At 59.4% G+C, this 17,561-nt stretch carries 9 protein-coding genes and 1 tRNA gene; 2 read left to right on the top strand and 8 right to left on the bottom strand.

Annotated elements, in window-relative coordinates; all coding sequences use genetic code 11:
* Positions 1 to 134: 134 nt before the first annotated feature.
* Positions 135 to 2,225, bottom strand: a complete 2,091-nt coding sequence (locus PG2093B_RS08085) for an InlB B-repeat-containing protein (protein ID WP_129898058.1) — start codon at positions 2,223 to 2,225, stop codon at positions 135 to 137.
* 364 nt (positions 2,226 to 2,589) lie between these two features.
* Between PG2093B_RS08085 and PG2093B_RS08090 the strand changes: the two genes are divergently transcribed.
* Together PG2093B_RS08090 and PG2093B_RS08095 are read left to right on the top strand one after the other, a co-directional pair.
* Positions 2,590 to 4,893: a glycosyltransferase gene (locus PG2093B_RS08090; protein ID WP_242502891.1), complete on the top strand. Its 2,304-nt coding sequence runs from the start codon at positions 2,590 to 2,592 to the stop codon at positions 4,891 to 4,893.
* 145 nt (positions 4,894 to 5,038) lie between these two features.
* Positions 5,039 to 6,067 carry a glycosyltransferase family 2 protein gene (locus PG2093B_RS08095; RefSeq protein WP_129851881.1) on the top strand — a complete coding sequence of 343 codons (1,029 nt, stop codon included), beginning with the start codon at positions 5,039 to 5,041 and terminating at the stop codon, positions 6,065 to 6,067.
* 89 nt (positions 6,068 to 6,156) lie between these two features.
* On the opposite strand, the gene PG2093B_RS08100 is transcribed toward PG2093B_RS08095, so the two are convergent.
* The 7 genes from PG2093B_RS08100 to PG2093B_RS08130 form a co-directional block, all read right to left on the bottom strand.
* Complete coding sequence (locus PG2093B_RS08100; RefSeq protein WP_165369753.1) at positions 6,157 to 9,315, bottom strand: hypothetical protein; 3,159 nt, start codon at positions 9,313 to 9,315, stop codon at positions 6,157 to 6,159.
* 329 nt (positions 9,316 to 9,644) lie between these two features.
* Positions 9,645 to 9,732, bottom strand: a tRNA-Ser gene (locus tag PG2093B_RS08105).
* A gap of 84 nt (positions 9,733 to 9,816) precedes the next feature.
* A complete protein-coding gene (locus tag PG2093B_RS08110) occupies positions 9,817 to 11,712 on the bottom strand; it encodes a glycosyltransferase (protein WP_129898060.1) in 1,896 nt (631 codons plus the stop codon).
* Between the two features lie 105 nt (positions 11,713 to 11,817).
* Entirely contained in the window at positions 11,818 to 13,149 is a 1,332-nt protein-coding gene (locus tag PG2093B_RS08115; protein ID WP_242502892.1) for a polysaccharide pyruvyl transferase family protein, read from the bottom strand.
* A gap of 91 nt (positions 13,150 to 13,240) precedes the next feature.
* Positions 13,241 to 14,632, bottom strand: a complete 1,392-nt coding sequence (locus tag PG2093B_RS08120; protein WP_129898061.1) for an ABC transporter ATP-binding protein — start codon at positions 14,630 to 14,632, stop codon at positions 13,241 to 13,243.
* Positions 14,632 to 15,468 (bottom strand): ABC transporter permease, encoded by an 837-nt coding sequence (locus tag PG2093B_RS08125; RefSeq protein ID WP_277985278.1) that lies wholly within the window; start codon positions 15,466 to 15,468, stop codon positions 14,632 to 14,634. Before PG2093B_RS08125 ends, PG2093B_RS08120 begins: the two co-directional genes overlap by 1 nt.
* Before the next feature lie 55 nt (positions 15,469 to 15,523).
* On the bottom strand, positions 15,524 to 17,398 hold the full coding sequence (locus tag PG2093B_RS08130; protein ID WP_129898062.1) for a glycosyltransferase: 1,875 nt from the start codon (positions 17,396 to 17,398) through the stop codon (positions 15,524 to 15,526).
* Between the last annotated feature and the right edge of the window lie 163 nt (positions 17,399 to 17,561).

A 17,561-nucleotide genomic window follows, 5' to 3' on the forward strand; every position in this document is an offset into this window, starting at 1 on the left:
GCCCCCTACCTTCCGTTCCAGTACCGGTGAATGTGGTGTTACGTTGTGATTATGCGTGCGAAAAAGCCGATCCACCGCTTCCGACCATGAACCAGCGGACACCACCAGTGTAGAAGAACGTGCAGATGCCCGAATCAGGCGAGGCGGTTGTCAAGGCGGTGAATGAACGCGGCCATATCCTGACGGTACACCGGGGTCATGCCGCCGAAACGCCATGAGCCATCCGGGTTCTTGTAGCCCTGGCTGACTCCCGAACCGCCGAGCCACTGGATCTCGGCCCAATGCGGCGTCTCGCCGGGCGTCACGTCGGTGAAATCGGTCTTCAGCGTGACTCCACCCGCTTTGCCGGCCTTGTCTGCCAAACGCTTCAAAAACGCAGCCATGTCCTGACGCACGACCGGGCTCATGCCACGGTACGTCCACCTTCCGTCCCGCTCCCGCCAACCGGTGGAGATGCCCGCGTGGGCGAGCCACAGGATGTCCTCGGCATGCGACGTCTCGCTGTTCACATCCTGGAACCGCTTCCAATCCGCGGCCGAAGGCTTCCACGTGGCCGCATCACCGATGCCGTGCCTTACCGCCTCACGACGCAAAAACGCCGCCATATCCTGTCTCTTGACGGTATCCATGCCACGGAACGTATAGGTGCCATTTGCCTCGAGCCAACCGCCGGAGATGCCGTTGTCGGCGAGCCACTGGATGTCGGACGCATGTGGTGTGGGATTCTTGCCCTGCTGGCGCACATCCGCGAAGACCATACGGTTCCAACGCGCATACAACGTCATGTCGTCAGTGACCGGCGTCTTGAAATCGAACCGCGATCCACCGGTGCGCGCCGTGTACCAGCCGGCGAAGGCACGGCCGATGTTAGTTGGTGTCTGCGGCTGTGCGACGGTCTTCCCATGCTGCACCAGCACTGGAGCGACGCTTGTGGATGCGCCGTTTGCGTCAAACCGGACCGTGTATGTGTTGAGTTTCCACTGCGCATACAATGTCGCGTCCGAAGAGCCGAGCGTGTATTGCGCGCCCGGCTTGTACGCAGTGCCGGTGCCATTGGCATTGGTGTTCCAGCCGGTGAAGGTGTAGCCCGTGCGGCTGAACGCGTTCGCCGGCACGGTGACTTTGGCGCCGACGGCACCTTTCACGGCCTGTGCGGAGCCGCTGCCGCCGTTCGCGTTGAGTGCAAGGCTCACCGCCGAGACCTGCACGCTTGCAGAGAACGACTGGCCTTGGGCGCTGATGGTGATGCGGGCGGTGCCCTCGTTGTGCGCGGTCACTGTGCCGTTCGCGTCAACCGAGAGCACCGCCGGATTCGACGATGTCCAGCCGCCCCGGAGCTCGTACCGGCCGCCCATATAGGCGAGCTTGGCCTTGGCTTGCGCCTGCTGCCCCATCTTCAACTGGCTGGGCAGTTCGACGGTGACGCCCTGCGCAAGCTTGTCCGCGCTCACATTGACCGAGAACTCGTACGTTCCCTTGAGGTTCGTCGCGGTCTGCGAGCCCTGCAGCGTCGACGCCATTTCTCCCGACCATGCGGTGCCATATCTCATGCCGGAGGCTCCAGCGAACCCGTAATACCGGTTCTGCGGATTGATCAGTGCTACGTAATGGCCGGTGGGACCGTGCAGCTCGTTGTTGAGTTCCTTGAGATAGTCCGCTTTTTCGGAAGCCCACAGATCGATGGCGCCGCGTATGGTAGGTGGCCCCCATGCCAGAATCTCGCCCCACGATCCAATGTCGCGATATTGCGCCGTCCAGCAACTGTCGCCGTTGGGGCGCGTGTGTCCCAGATCGTAGTCATATGCTTCAATCGCGCGCTGTAGCGCGATCAGTTCAAGCGCATTCGACCACTGCGGGCTCAGATACTCGCTTTCGGTCATGCCGATTTCCTGTAGGTACTCCGGCATGGTCAGATAGGTGTCGTTGTATGGCAGTTTGATGTTCGCGTCGGCGAGCGCGTCTTTGCGCCATGCGATCACGCCGTTGAGCGCCTGCGCATACACCGCCCGCTGGTCGACTGTGTCCCGAGTGAACACGGTCGCGCCGCCCTCCCCGAGCGAAACGCTGGTCGTGCCTCCCACGGCAGTCGCCCGCTCCGGAGCCGACAGCACGGTCGTGGATTGCGCTTCCAGCGCTGGCGCCTCCTGCGCATTCGCTGCAGGAATACCGGTGCACAGCACCGCCAATGCGGTGATGACCGCCATATTGCGTTGGATTCTTCTCATGATGTCCCCCTTGGCTTTTTATGGATTATGCCGTGAACATAATTCACTCACCATAGTAGCAAAATCACATATTGACTCAACCGTACAGCAGTGAAGGCCGGCAAAACATCTCTACCGATGAGAGCGAATCTTTTCACATAGGGAATTCTTTCGAAAAAGAGTAGTTCCAAATATGATATCCAAAAAAGAATCATTAATTCATAATTACTATTTATATAGAGCATATTGTCTCAGACACCGCCCTTCAGTCGCACCGTATTGCAACAATCAGGACAGATTGCCTCTGATACAACAGGTCTTATGCGCAGCGCCATCTACCCCAACTAACGACGCAAGCATCAACCACTGCAAACAAGGAGAATCCGTGGGCGCCATCTCATCATCAAGCGAAATACCCGTCACCGCGCAACCATTACATAGCGAAACGAACTTCACTGCACCTCCTGACCCTACTTCATCTGCTCAACCCCATCACAAAAAGCACGACTACGACAACAGCAACACCGCCGAAAAAGCAGCATGTCGCTCTCGACAGAAAAAGGCTTGGCTTCCATGGGTGCTGGCCCTCATAGTGGTCGCCTTTGTCGAAATCGGGTTCTTTAACCTAGGCTATTGGCGAACTCATCAACTTCCAGCGGTTACCCAAGGCACGCCAGAGGTCAGTGCGGGCTTACGCAGTCTGGGCAACGACGAATATGAAATCGTAAAACCTGCGGAAGCGACTATCACGGTTCCCATTGCATCCGCCTCCAATGGCGGCCCTGTATACGTCGGCAGCGTGCGTGTTATGGAAGACACCTCATCCACCCCACAACAAGTTGCTTTCGCCATCAAAACGCCAGGAAAAGACGGACGATGGGTCGACGCGCGCGAAAGCGACGGCGCATGGGAAGCTCCACGCCACACACTATGGTATTCCAATCTTCCTTCCAGCCAAACACTCCTTTTCGGCGCAAAACGCTCAGTATATGAAGCAGTCAGCGCCCGGATCACTTTCTTAGGCGAGAAAGGCCTCAAAGTCGCATTCTCCGGCATGCAGGTCAATGCGACGATACCTTTCTCCATCAACCCAATTCGCCTATGCATGGAATTGACGGCCGCCGCCTTCTTCGTCATCTTCCGACCTTCATCACGTATGTACCGTATGCGTGTAAACACAAAGAGCGTGCGCCAGAATGTTGCATTAGCCATATATGTACTTGCATGCACAGCTATTCTCACTTACATAGCTCGCCTTACCAATACCCACGTATTTGGATCAGTGGGCAACTTCTGGATGGACACCGAACAGTATCAAAGACTTGGCGATGCACTCATACGCGGCCATACCTGGCTTGATCTTCCAGTCGACCCTCAGTTAGCGAATATGTCCAACCCCTATTCTTTCTACGATCGAACAGAGTTAGTGCAACAACACGGGATGCAATACTTCTGGGATCACGCGTACTATGACGGACACTACTACTGCTACTTTGGCGTAGTGCCAGTCGCACTTCTCTTTGTGCCTTTCCAATTGCTTACCGGCGAATGGATGCCTACGTGGTTGGCTCTTGGTGTGTTCTTTGCTCTTGCCTCGCTGTTTGGCACTCTGCTGGTGCGAACCCTGGCCCGAAAGTACTTCCCGAATATGTCTTTAGGTATTATGTGGCTTTCCATCATTGGCCTAGGACTTGGAACCAATCTGTTCGCCTATGCTCGGCGCTCGGATTTTTATGGCATCCCCATCACTGCAGCAATCGCTTTTGTGTTTGCGGGTCTTTGGCTCTGGCTGAAATCCAAGCGTGAGAATGGCACCGTTTCCATCCCCTTAGTTGCAGCCGGATCTTTCTGCATGGCGCTATTGCTTGGAACACGGCCCCAATTCCTAGCTGCATGGGTGCTGGCATTCCCGATATTCTGGGATGAGATTTTCCACCATCGCACGCTGTTCTCGCGCAAAGGCCTTGGAGCCACCATCGGCGCCATCGTTCCATTCGCAGTCATCGCAGTTCCTACACTTGCATACAATTATGCGCGTTTCCATAGCTTGCTCAATTTTGGACAATCCTATAACCTTACCGGCTACGATATGACAGCTCGCCACGCTTCACCCTATCTCATGCCAAAAGTGCTTTTTAACGCGTTATTCCAGCCTATTTCAACCCATAGCGAGTTCCCGTTCATCACAATGGTCGACACCTATGTAGAAGCTCCCAATGAACCATCCATGGGAGGTTATTTCGCCGTTGCGCCTATTGCTATTTTTGCGCTGTTCGTATGGATAGTGCGACGTCGACTAGCCGTTCATAAAGCATGGGGAATCGCAGTTACCGCAGTAGCCCTCGCTTGCATTGTCGTGTTCGTGGACAGTTATATCTGCGGTACCACTATGCGGTATTACGGCGACTCCGGCTATCTATTCATGCTCGCAGCCATCCTGACCATCTTTGCATACGCCGCCGGCGACTCACCACGTGGCACGGATTCAGACCAAGAGATGCTTCCTATCGACGCGGTCTCTTCAATCGGAATGCGGACCCTCATTGTAGTTGCAGAAATCGCGGTAAGCCTTACCGCCATTATCACTGTTCTGGGAATGTTCACTCAAGGGTTGTTGGGATCGTGGGACAGTCAGATTCCCGACCTCTTCAATGAAGTGAAAAGCTGGTTTATCGGATTGACTGCGTGAGCCGACACGGTACGGCAACGTTGGGGCGCTCATACACCCCTACACTATGCATGTGGGCGCCTCAGCAGTTTAGAATACGTACCGCAGAGGTACTACATTGAAGCTATCCAAAACCACAGGATCGAATCATGAACGGAAAGACGCGATGACAACTCACCAGACAACCGCAGTTCTCATACCATGCCTGAATGAGGAGCAAACGATTGGGAAAGTTGTCTCAGACTTCCGTAAAGAATTACCCGATGCGCAAATATACGTATATGACAACGCCAGTGATGACCATACCTCCCAAATCGCCGCCGCAGCGGGAGCAATCGTACGCTTGGCGCCTGAACGCGGCAAAGGAAACGTATTGCGCCGGATGCTACGCGACATCGACGCGGACCGCTATGTGTTAGTGGACGGTGATGACACCTATCCGGCTGAAGATGTGCACGTCTTACTGTCGACACTTGACGAGGGTTGGGATATGGTCGTCGGCGACCGGCTTTCCTCGACCTATTTCACCGAGAATAAACGTCCTTTTCATAACGTCGGGAATCGTCTCGTACGCTCGGCAATCAATCGTACGTTCCATACGCATATTCATGATGTAATGAGCGGATATCGCGTATTCAACAATCTGTTTGCAAAATCATATGCCGTCATGTCCAATGGTTTTGAAATTGAGACCGAAATGACGATCTTTGCCATGGACCGCAAACTCCGCGTCACGGAGTCCCCTGTTCAATATCGAGACCGACCCGAAGGAAGCACCAGCAAACTCAGCACATTCTCGGACGGCCTACGCGTACTGAATCTCATTTTCCGTTTGGTGTACGAAAATCGCCCGTTGCCGTTCTTTGGTACTTTGGGTGCCGCCATTGGCGGAGTGGGATTGGGATTGGCGATTTGGGTATGCGTGGAATTCGCACAAACGGGGGTAGTGAGGCGGTTCCCGCTCCTGATCGGTTCCACGATGTTGATGATTATCGGGGTTATCGCCTTTTTCACTGGCCTAGTGCTTACCGTGTTCGCCAACAAGGATCGAACACAATTCGCTTTTGAAACACAAGTTTATATCGCAGCGTCACAATATCACCCTAGCGTTAGTCGAACCTACACCATGAATACGCAACTCGACGCCCAGGGATATTCCGGATCTCACAATGCAACATCGACCAGTAATGCCTAAGAACTAATAGAGGAAACATACGGCATGCAAACAATAATGCGCGCGACGCACACAGGCGTCGCGCGCATACGCGGCAGGAGGGAACAGGCCTAGGCCATGCGGTCGTCGAGACGGTGCATGAAGGCGGCCATGTCCTGACGGAAGACAAACGTCATGCCACCGAAGCTCCATGTGCCGTCATTGTTGCTGTAGCCCTGGGCGATGCCGGAGCCGCCAAGCCACTGCACTTCCTTGACATGCGGCGTATTGGCGTCCACATCCGTGAAGTCGGTCTTCGGCTTCACGCCATCGGCCTTGCCGGCTTTGGCGGCGAGACGCTGGATGAACGCGGCCGCATCCTGACGGACGATCGGATTCATGCCACGGAACGTGGTCGTGCCGTCAGCCTCAAGCCAACCGGTGGCCAGACCGGCGTGCGCCATCCACAGGATGTCTTCGGCATGCGGCGTCTGGGCATCCACGTCAGTGAACCGAGCATAGTCCGCAGCGGTAGGCACCCATGTATCGGCATCGAGTACATGGCGGCGCTGGGCTTCACGGCGGATGAAGGCGGCCATGTCCTGGCGCACGACCGGGCTCATGCCACGGAACGTGTACGTGCCGTCAGCCTCAAGCCAACCGGTGGCCAGATCCTCGTCCGCCATCCACTGGATGTCGATGTTGTGCGGCGTATGGTTGTCCACATCCTTGAACAACAGGCGCTCCGGATCCGCACCGGACTGCATCGGCACCACGGTGCGCGTGAACGGCGCGGCCAGTTGCTGCATGGGCTTGCGCTGGATCGGCGTCATCACGTAGTTCGCCTTGGTCGTATCCACATCGGCTGTGCGGGCCCTGAGCGGATTCCAATCGTCGGCCAACAGCATGACCGCAGGCTTGCCATTGCCGTCGGTGTACTGCAGCACATATGTGGGCTGGCCGATGTACGTCCTGGTGTTCGGATCCTGGTTGCCCCAGTTTGTGCGCGCCTCGGAGCGGCTCTGCAGTTCCGTGAGCTTGGACCAGCCGTTCGGGTTGTTGAGGTTCGTGGTGGTGGCAAACTCGGTCTGCGTGGGATCCCAGTAATCCTGCGCCGAAGTGATCATGTAATAGTGGCCGCGCTCCTTGAACAGCGAAGGCGCCTCACGCGAGCTGATGCCGGGCAGCTCGTACGAGCCGTTCGGATCGATGCCGGTGAAGGTGCTGTTGAGCCTGTACAGGCGCACCTTGTTGGTGCTCGAGATGATGTAGCCGGCGCCCGTGTCCGGATCCATCCATGCCGAAAGGTCGCGTGAGGCTGTCGGCGTGAGCTTGCCGTCCACCATGACCTTCGGCTGGGCGTGCGTCTGGCCGTCCTGCCACTCGACCGGCTCATACTTGCCGTCCACGGTGCTGGACTGGAACGCCACAAGCTGCGACGACGTATACCCGACCGTGCCTTCCCAATGCGCCCAGATCAGGTACTTGCCTGTCTTCGGGTTCTTCAGGATATGCGGACGTTCGATCTTGCAGCCGAGTGTCTTGTTCTGCAGGTACTGCGGATGCTCCTTGACGAGCTTCTGGAACGCGGGGTCGGTGCTCGTATAGTCAAGCACCTTGCTCGTGAGGCCTTCGGCGTTGCCGTCGCAATATGTGGCGGCATTGTCGTCGTCGATGCTCAACACCTCGTTGGCGAAGTCCCAGTTCACCAGGTCTTTCGACTTGTACATGTTGATGGTGGTGTAGAGCCACTGGTTCTTGAACACGCCGCCCGAGCCTTCGTATCCGGTCGGCACATTGTCAGGGGCGCCCTGACCAACCCAGTAGAAGGTGTCGCCGTCCTTGAGCACCGAACCGCCATGCGCCTGGATCACGTTGCCGTCGGTGTCCCTCCATGCGGTCAGGTTGGTGAGTGCCTGCTTGGGGGCGTCCTTGTCGTATTCGTGAATCTGAGGAGCGGCGGTGGCCGTCAGGTCGGCGGACTGCCCGTCGAATTCCAGATGGACCTTCTTCGTGGCGCCCATGTTGTCCAGCGTGGGCTTGTCGTCGGTCCAATACACGATCTTGCGCGTCTTGCCGCCATTGTCGTAGATGGCCCGGTAGACGCCGTCCGCGTCTTGGTACGATCCATCGACATAGCGGTAGCCCTTGAGCGCGAGCGTGGTCTTCTTGATCAGGTCGTATGCGGCGGTTGTCTTGACATTGCCCGGGTCATTGGCATCGTTGTCGCTGTTGATGTTGAACGAGTCATATCCGACCATGCGGTATGGCGAAGCGAGGCTCACGCCCTTGATGTCCTTCACGAGCAGCTCGCGGATCAGCCAGATGCCCTGCAGTTCGGAGTTCTTCGGCACGCCGGAGAATCCGCACGACCACGACGTCTCATTGCCGCTGCTGCAGCCGAATTCGCTGTCCATGTAGTCGTACCCGTCCACGACCGGGCCTCCCACGCCTTCCGGATTGTCGACCCAGTAGCCATGGCCGGATGTTGCGGTCGCATGTGCGGCCTTCATCTGCTCGGTGTAGTTGTTGAGCTTGCCGGCGTTCGAGAAATTGCCCCAAACATAGGGAGCCTGCGGATCATACTGCTGGATGGAGTCGCCGATGAACTGGTCCAGCTCGATCCACTGCGTCTTCGCCTGCGCAAGGTCGTTGCCACCCGGCCAGTGCTCTTCGGACTCGGGCTCGTTGAACGACTCCCAGATCACACCCTTGTTGGCGAACTTCTGGATGGCATGCGAGATGGTGTCTTTCACCTGCTGTTTGGTGAACGACGGCACGGTCTTGTAGACCTCGTTCGGGTCCGGGTTCGCCACAGCCTTCGGGTCCGGATTGCCTTGGCTGAAGTAGATGACCGGCTTGAGGCCGGCGTCAAGGATGTGCTGGACCACTTGATCAGGCAGGTCGGTGCTGGGCGTGCAATTGCCCGGCTTTGACTGGTCACACGGGTAGTTCGCCACGTTCAGCGGGCTGATGAAATACGAGGTCTTCACATACTCCATGCCGGATTCCTTGACCAGGCGAATCTGGTTGTCAAGCGACTTCAGATTCGGCTCGGTCGGACGGACACCAGGGCCCGTCCATCCATATTCGCCTGCCTCCAGCGGCCCCAGTTGCCCGTCGACGGTCTGCCGGCCCCACTGGTATGGCCACAGGAAATACGCGACCGTCTGGTCGAACGGCGCCGTGCGCGAAGGAAGGCCCGAAGGGGCCACGTCCAACGCGGTCGTTGATGCTTCGACTGGATCCGCCAAGGCCTGGCTCGTGGTGAGCCCGACCGTTCCCAACATGGCTACCGCGCATGTCATTGCGCAGATAGTCGAGTGATGAAAGAGTCGTTTCCCCCTCATTGCACCCTTCTTTCCTATACGTTTTTGTAATCAGTGGCGTGGATTCGCCTTCGATCCACTCAATTAGCAGTATACAACCCATTTTCCCCATCATTGCCATCGGCTATCTTGGCGCAGATTGGTAGCAAAAATATATTGCAATATGTTCAATTCCCTGCGAAGCGTATACTTCATTAATATTCAACACAGCTGAATTGCCTGTCGAATATAAGGCCTCAGGAGCCGCAGCGAAACGCAAAAGCCCCGGAACCTACAGTTCCGGGGCTTGGTGGCGGAGGATGCGAGATTCGAACTCGCGAGGCTGTTACACCAACACGCTTTCCAAGCGTGCGCCATAGGCCACTAGGCGAATCCTCCACGTGCACGCATACTACGTATGCAACGCAACTTGAATAAGATAACTCACCTCACATGGAATGGCAAGTCATGGCGTGTCGTAGGTCACGCCATGCCAAGGTACTGCTTCCAGAAGTCCACGGACTCGAGCGTCGGGGCGGCTTCCTGGTATTCGCGCTCCAAACGGCTGCGGTGCTTCTTGAAATACGCCACGTCACGCTTGTACCGCTTGACGATCTCGCGGTAGCGTTTCACGTCTTTGTGGCGGATCACACCCTTGCGGCTCGCCCAGTCAATCGAGACGATGGTGTTCTTGCCATGGATCGATCCGGACGGATACGCCCAGCCGTCATGCGTGATGATCGCATAATCGGCGCCGCCGTCCTGGCCCTCCTGCCCGTCACGCACAAACCGCTGGCCGTTGTGCGTCACGAAGTCGAACGCGCGTTCCTGCAGCGAGCGTGGCCGGTCCGTTTCGACCGTCTGGCGCGTGAGCCGATCGGGGTCGAAACCAACGAGCCCCTGCTCGGCGGCCTGCTGTTTGAGCTCGTCGAATGGCACAACCTGCTCCTTGAGGCGGTTGGCGCGCATGAACCGTTCCTGCGCCACCGGCTGTTCGATGAACTTCGGGCCCTTGAGGAAGTCCTCGAAGCCGTCGAGCGCGAGCTCGGCGTCGGTGTAGTTGAATTTGCGCATCTCCAGGTCAATCTGGCGGTGCAGTCCCTTGAGGAAGGTGTCGAAATCGGGGGCGAGGCCGGTCGTCATCTGCGCGATCATGCCGTTGCGCGTGCTCTGGTAACGCTCCACGCCGGCGTTGTAGCGGATTTCGAACTTGGCGTGCCACACGCAGATGCCGTTCATCGTCATGAACTTCGGGTGGCTGCGGATGCCGTACTCCACGTCGTCGTAGCGCACAAAGACCGGCAACGGCAGGCCGACGCGGCGGATCACGCTCATCGGGATGCAGCAGTACCACCACGCCGCGTACCGGTGGGCGTCGGCGGGAATCGACTCCTCTTCGTTGAACGCCTCGTTGTCGACCACATCGAGGTACTGCGAGACGAGCATCTGGCGTTTCGCCGGCACGCACACACCGAGTTCGGGGCTGATGTACCCGGTGTCCTCGCGCATGAGCTGCGTGTCTTCGATGTTGAGCATGGCGCCCGAGACGAACGCCTCCTCATACTCGCTGTTCACCATGCGCAGCAGTTCGTAGGTGCGGCGGATGCTTTCGGGCGAGACCTCCACGTCGTCGTCCATGATCAGCACATGCGTGGCGGGCGTGGACTGCTCCATCGCCTCGATCATGCCGCGTGCGAAGCCGCCGGCACCGCCCACGTTCTCGTTCGGACTGATCGTGATGCGCGGATCGCCCGACTCATTCGGATCGAGTGTCTTGCCGTTGTCCACGACGTGCATCGTCAGATGCTCGCTGATGTCCGTATGCGAATCGAGCAGTGCGTTCTTGACGAGCTGCATGTTCTTGCGGATGAACGACTCCTTGCGGAACGTCGTTGTGGCGATCGCCAGGTCAACCGTGCGTGGGTCGCCGTCGATGTCGACTTCGTAGTACGCGTCGCGCATCGAGACGGCGCCTTGTGCGCTGAGTTGGAATCCGGCGAGCACGGTCTGTTCATCGTCCGTCAGGTCGAGCACGACGTCGGTCCATGTGGCGGTCTGCGGCAGTGCCACGGCGGTCTCGTCGAGCGTTTCCGGTTCCAGACCCAAACGCGTGGCGCGCGTCTGCGTGATGGTGCACGGCGCGCCTTTCACCTGCAAGCGCAACCGATAGGCCGTCGCGCGCGTGTAGCGGCGCAGTTTGATGACCGACAACGCGTTGAAGTAAGTGGTGAAATCGACCACTCCCCCTTCGCTGAGCGTCCACGCGCCGTCGTCGCCCGTGGGGCGGAACGGCGTGTCCGTTCGGTAATACAGGGTTGGGAAATGCAATGCGCGCGGGGTGGATTCCAGCAGCACATTCGCGAAACGAATCGACGCCATGGTTCCTCACTTACTGTGTCTCGACGCCACGTCTTTCGGCGTAGGAAGCTCCGTACTGGGTATACGGTGTTCGAGTGTAGTCCGCGCGGCGAACGCGGGCGCACGCTACCGCGTAGGCGCCGGCGGCTCGCCGTAGATCGGCGCGACCTGCGCGCGGATGCGGTCGCGGTACTGGTAGCGCACCTCCGGGTCCGCGAATCCCGCGCCCGGCTCGGGAATCGGCTGGCCGATGGCCGTTTGCGTCCAGCGTGACCCCATGCGCAGCACCGCCTGGTGCTTCACATCGTAATACCCGGGCTTCACCACGATATACGAGCCGGAGCACCCGCGCGCGGCCGCGAGCAGATGCGGGTGGTAGCGCGTGGACAGCCAGCGCTGGCCCGGGCGTGCGGGGAACCCGAAGTCGATGAGGTGCTGCAGCGGGAACAGGACCGGCTTGTAACCGTGCGCACGCAACGCCTCCATCGTGTCGATGCTGTCGCGCGGAATGCATTCGACGACGCCGACCGGCGCGCCCTGCGGCACGTGCCAGTGATCGAACGCGGCCATGACATGCCGCAACACCGCCTGCTTGTCGTCGGTCAGGTCGGATTGGATGCACAGCATCGTATCGGGCAGGTCGGCGGTGTCGTCACGGTAGACGCCGTTGAGCGCGTTGACGAAGCAGTCGTCGGGCGCGATGTCCACAAGGTCGCGCTTGGGGTCCACCGCAGTCATGCTCTGCTGGTCGCGGCATGAGAACGCGGTGATGGCAAGCGCCACATCGTGCACATATGCGGCGTCCCCGGCGGTCAATGGTTCCAGCCCCACACCGCTGACGACGGCGGGGATGCCCTGCTGCTGCGCCCATTGGGCGGCGGCGAGCCGTGAGAGGCCCGCCGACCATTCGCTGTGCATGTAGCCGCCACCGATCACGTGGCAATCCTTGATGTGGTTGGCGAAGAGCTCGATGCCGGCGGCGTAGCGCGGCGCCTGGCCAGCGTCGGCGAGTTGTGCGCGCAGGCGTTCGGCGAGCAGTGCCACAGGCACGCCACCTTCGCTTTGGCCGGTTTCACGCAGCAGGTCAAGATAATTGTTCTGGGCGAGCTGGGCCACCGTGTCCACGCTCATCACACGCGGGTGCAGCCCATACAGGTACGCCGCGGCCGGTCCGGAGCACATGCAGTCGAGCACAACAGGCGTCTCCGGATCGATCTGTGCCAGATATTTGACCCATTCGCGGGCGATGAGCTCGTCACCGTAATTGGGGAACCCGGCCTCGCCGATCAGGTAGTGGGCGGCGGGTACAGCCGGTGCATCGGCCTCTGCCGGCGCGGGTTGTGCAGGTTCCCGACCGATGCCGTAATGCCGGTCGTGGAGCGCGGTGATGACGTTCCAGAACCGTTGTTTGGCGGCGTTCACCACGGCATTGCCATGCGAGGCGCGGTCAGTGCGCATAATCGGCTCCCAACACTAACGGGCAAGTCGTCTTAATGTACCTCACCGCGGGCGGGTCGTGCAAACGGCTTGTGCGCGGCCGGCGCAACGTTCAGCGCGCCGCCTCGGCGCTGTGTTCCGCACGCGGCGAACCGTCGGCGGTACGGGCGTCGAGCTCGGCACGCTGCGCTTCGGCCGCGGCCTGCGCCTCCTGCTCGCTCACCTGCGTGATTGAAAGCGAACGGTTGTTGATGAGCGCGTAGTTCGTGTTGCGCGGGTCGCGGATCACGAACGTGCAGGCGTTGTCGTCGAGCGCCACGGCCACTGCGTCGGTCATCTTGTCGTCGCCCGGAGTCGGGGTGCGCAGCGAGGTGATCAGACGGAACTCGCCATTATTAAATAGTGCGAGCGGCAGCTCGAAGTAGACGGTCTGGTGCCCGTGCTTCGTCATCTTGATCTTGCGCGCACCGGTGTCGAACGTGATGCCGCCACGGCGGATGTCGTGCAGGGCGATCGCGAGGTAGAAGTCACCGGGCTCGTCGTACTGGTATTCGACGGCGAAACGGAAGGTCTCCGCGCTCGTGAGCATCAGCGGCGAGACGCCATAGGTGCGCAGGAGCGGGCAGCGCGCGTTGAGGCCGTTCGGGTATTCGTCAGGGTTGCGCTCGAGCGCCTTGCGCTTTTCGGATTCCTCCTGCTTCTGCGCTTCGAGGTTGGCGAGCGTATAGCGTTCGGCCACGGTCTCGCGGTCGCCTATCACCGCCACCTCGCCGTCCTGGATGAACATGGCGCGCGTGCAGTAGCGCTTGATCGCGCTCATGTCGTGCGTCACCAGGATCACGGTCTTGGTGGGGTCCTTGCGGATCTCGGTGAAGTAGTCATCGCATTTGCGCTGGAACGCCTCGTCGCCCACGGCGAGCACCTCGTCGAGCACGAGGATGTCGCCCTGCGCCTTGATCGCCACCGAGAACGCGAGGCGCACCTGCATGCCGCTCGAATAGTTCTTGAGCTTCTGGTCCATGAAGTCTTGAAGCTCGGCGAATTCGACGATGTCGTCGTACATCGCATCCACTTCGTCGCGCGAGAACCCGAGCAGCGCGCCGTTGAGATAGACGTTCTCGCGGCCGGTCAGCTCGGGGTTGAACCCCACTCCCAGCTCGATGAACGGCACGAGTTTGCCATGCACCGTGACCGAACCCTGGTTCGGGTAGTAGATCTGCGCGATGAGCTTGAGCAGGGTCGACTTGCCACCGCCGTTGCGGCCCACGATGCCGAAGAACTCGCCTTGGTGCACCTGGAACGTGACGTCTTTGAGCACCTGCTGCAGTTCGTAGCCCTTGATGCCCTTCGTCCAGTTGATGAAGGCCTGCTTGAGGCCGGTCGCCTGTTCGGTGGGCAGTTTGAACGACTTGCTCACGTGGTCCACGTCGAGCACCACGGGCTGCTCCTGGTAGTTGGCGATGCCCACTGCCTCCACGGTGCCGTCTTGGTTGAGCCCGGTCATCACATCACCTCCGCGAACTTGCGGCTGTTGCGGCGGAAGATATACACACCGAACCACAGCAGCACGAGTGTCACCACGAACGGGAACGCCTTGGCCCACGGCGAATGGAAGGTGTTCCAGATCGTGGGTTGCGTCGCCGGCGCGATGAAGTTGTGCCGGATGTCCTGGATCGTCTGCGCGATCGGGTTGAGCAACTCAAGGTTCGCCACCGCGCTGTATTCCGGGTGCTTTTCTGTGATGAAGCTCAACGGGTAGATGATCGGCATGGCGTAGAAGATGATCTGCTGCAGCACTTCCCAGATATGCAGCACATCGCGGTAGTACACGTAGAACGTGGCCAGGATCAGCGCGAGCGCAAGCGCGATCACATACAGTTCAAGCACGTTGAGCGGCAGCCACAGCACGCGCCATGTGAACTGGACGCGCGCGAACAGCGCGAAGACGAGCACCACGAGGTAGTTGATGCCCAACGAGATCAGTGAGCCGACCGAGGCCGAGACCACCACGATGTAGTTGGGGAAATGCACTTTGCGCAGCAGGTCGCCGCGGTCGACGATCGACCGCAGGCCGATGCCGACCGTTTCGGTGACGAACTGCCACGAGCTGATGCCGAGCAGCAGCACGACCGGGTAGGTGGGCGTGCCGTCGGTCATGCGCATGAACTTCGCGAACACCACATACATGACGCAGAACAGCATCAATGGCTTGAGCACCGACCATGCCACGCCCAGGAACGAACCCTGGTAGCGCATCTTGAAGTCCGTTTTCACCAGACCCCGCAACACGGTCATCGCGTACCCATACCGGTCACGCAGTCGTTGAGTCAAATCGTGCACTCGTCTTGTCCTTTACTTCCAGTCTTCCCACGGTCCTATGCGCGCAAGGCCGCGGTCAGTCGAGGTCCAGGTAGTGCTCCCAGAACTGCAGCGACGTGAGCTTCGGGAAGGCCTGGGCATATTCCTCACGCAGGCGGTTGATGTTCGCCTTATAGTACTTCAGGTCACGCTGGTAGCGCTTCATGATGCGCGCGTAGCGGTCCGGGTCCTTGGTGCGGATCGCGCCCTTGCGGTTGTACCAGTCGATGACGATGAGCTTCTTCTTGCCGCGGATCACGCCGGCTGGATAGACCCAGCCCAGCAGCGGGATGACCGCGTAGCCTTCGCCTTCGTTCTTGAGGATGCGCTGACCGTTGTCGGTCACGAAGTCCTGGATGCGCTCGCTGCGCGAACGCGGCTTGTCGGCATCGATCAGCTGGCGTGTGATCGTATAGACGTCGAATCCGGCGAGGTCCGGGTCCTCGGCGGCCAGACGCTGCAGTTCGTCGAGATCGTGCAGGGTCTCCTTGTTGCGGTTCGCCGCCATGAAGCTCTTTTCGGCCTGGCCCTTGGTGCCGATGAACTTGGGCCCCTTGAGGAAGTCCTCGAAGGCGTCGAGGCACAACTCGGCGTTGTCGTAGCCGAACTTCTTGAGTTCGAGCTGCATGTTGCGGTGCAGTTCGTGCATGAAGTCGGCGTGGGGCGCCATGCCGGCCGCGGCCTGTGCGATCATCGTGTTGCGCGTGGTCTGGTAGCGTTCCACCGCCGGGTTGTACCGCTTGTGGAACGACATGTGCCATACGCACAGGCCGTTCATCGTGATGAAGTCGGTCTTGCAGCGGATGCCGTATTCGGCGTCGTCGCAACGGACGAACAACGGCAGTGGCAGGCCGTTGTGTTCGATCACGGAGATCGGGATGCAGCAGTACCACCACGCCGCGTAATGGTTGTCGGGCGTGATCTCCTTGGTCATCTGGTGGATCTCGTTGAAGATGATGTCTTCGAACTGGGTCAGGCGCAGCGGCGGCTTGCACGGTGCGAAGATGCCGTCCTTCGTCATGAAGCCGGTGTCTTCCCACTGGTCCTCGCCCACCTCGTAGTTGAGCATGGCGCCGCTGATCATCGCCTCGCGGTACTGCGGCTTGAGGATGCGCAGCAGGTTGTAGGTGCGCTTGATGCTTTCGGGCGAGACGGCCACGTCGTCGTCCATCAACAGCACATTGGTGGCCTTCGGCTTCTGGCGCATCGCGGCGATCATGCCGCGCGTGAAGCCGCCGGCGCCGCCGACGTTCTCGTTCGGGATCACCTCGACGCGGTCGCCGCTGAGCGCTGTGGCGTCGAGCGTGCGCCCATTGTCGATCACATACATGTGGAAGTGCTTGGCGATGTCGTCACCGGACTCGATGATGTGCGACCGCACCAAGTCGATGTTGTCGATGATGAAGCTTTCCTTCTTGAACGTGGTGGTGGCCACGGCCAGCTCCACCTCGTTGAAGTCGTCCGCCACATCGAGCACATAGTGGCTGTTGCGGATCGCCACCTGGCCTTCGGTCACGATCTTGAAGCCCACAAGCACCATCGCGTCGGTGATGACGAGCGGGATGTCGACGACCTGCCATTCATCGGCCGCGGGCACAGCCACCTCGGTGCCCTCCACGAGCAGCGATTCGTGCGCGAGCGCATCGCCCATCGTCTGCTGCACCGTGCATGCGGCGCCTTTGAGTTCGAGATGGAGCATCGCGGAGCGCATGCTCGTGTAGGTGCGCAGCTTGCTCACCGACAGGGCGTTGAAATACGTGGTGAAGTCATACACGCCCTGCCCGTACATCACCCAATCGCCGAGTTGCGCGTCGAACACCACCGGCTGGTCGGACTCGCAGTACAGGCTCGGAAAGCTGACGGAACGCGGATTCGTCTCCAACAGAACGTTCGCAAATTGTATCGATGGCATACACCAACCCCAAACATCTCGACGATTCAACAGATACTGGTACTCACGTTCAGCATAATCACCGTCGTAGAATTTCCGTGGCCGCCGGCCGGTGTTCGCCCAAAGGCGCACACCGGCCGGCGGTCACGTCACTCGTCGCACAGCGCGACCGGCGCGGGCGCGC

Source organism: Bifidobacterium pseudolongum subsp. globosum (assembly GCF_004155535.1).
Taxonomy (GTDB): domain Bacteria; phylum Actinomycetota; class Actinomycetes; order Actinomycetales; family Bifidobacteriaceae; genus Bifidobacterium; species Bifidobacterium pseudolongum_C.

Coding starts and splice junctions, on each gene's coding strand:
- PG2093B_RS08110 (WP_129898060.1), bottom strand. CDS start 11,712: ATGGCGTCGATTCGTTTCGCGAATGTGCTGCTGGAATCCACCCCGCGC.
- PG2093B_RS08095 (WP_129851881.1), top strand. CDS start 5,039: ATGACAACTCACCAGACAACCGCAGTTCTCATACCATGCCTGAATGAG.
- PG2093B_RS08130 (WP_129898062.1), bottom strand. CDS start 17,398: ATGCCATCGATACAATTTGCGAACGTTCTGTTGGAGACGAATCCGCGT.
- PG2093B_RS08120 (WP_129898061.1), bottom strand. CDS start 14,632: ATGACCGGGCTCAACCAAGACGGCACCGTGGAGGCAGTGGGCATCGCC.
- PG2093B_RS08100 (WP_165369753.1), bottom strand. CDS start 9,315: ATGTTGGGAACGGTCGGGCTCACCACGAGCCAGGCCTTGGCGGATCCA.
- PG2093B_RS08085 (WP_129898058.1), bottom strand. CDS start 2,225: ATGAGAAGAATCCAACGCAATATGGCGGTCATCACCGCATTGGCGGTG.
- PG2093B_RS08115 (WP_242502892.1), bottom strand. CDS start 13,149: ATGCGCACTGACCGCGCCTCGCATGGCAATGCCGTGGTGAACGCCGCC.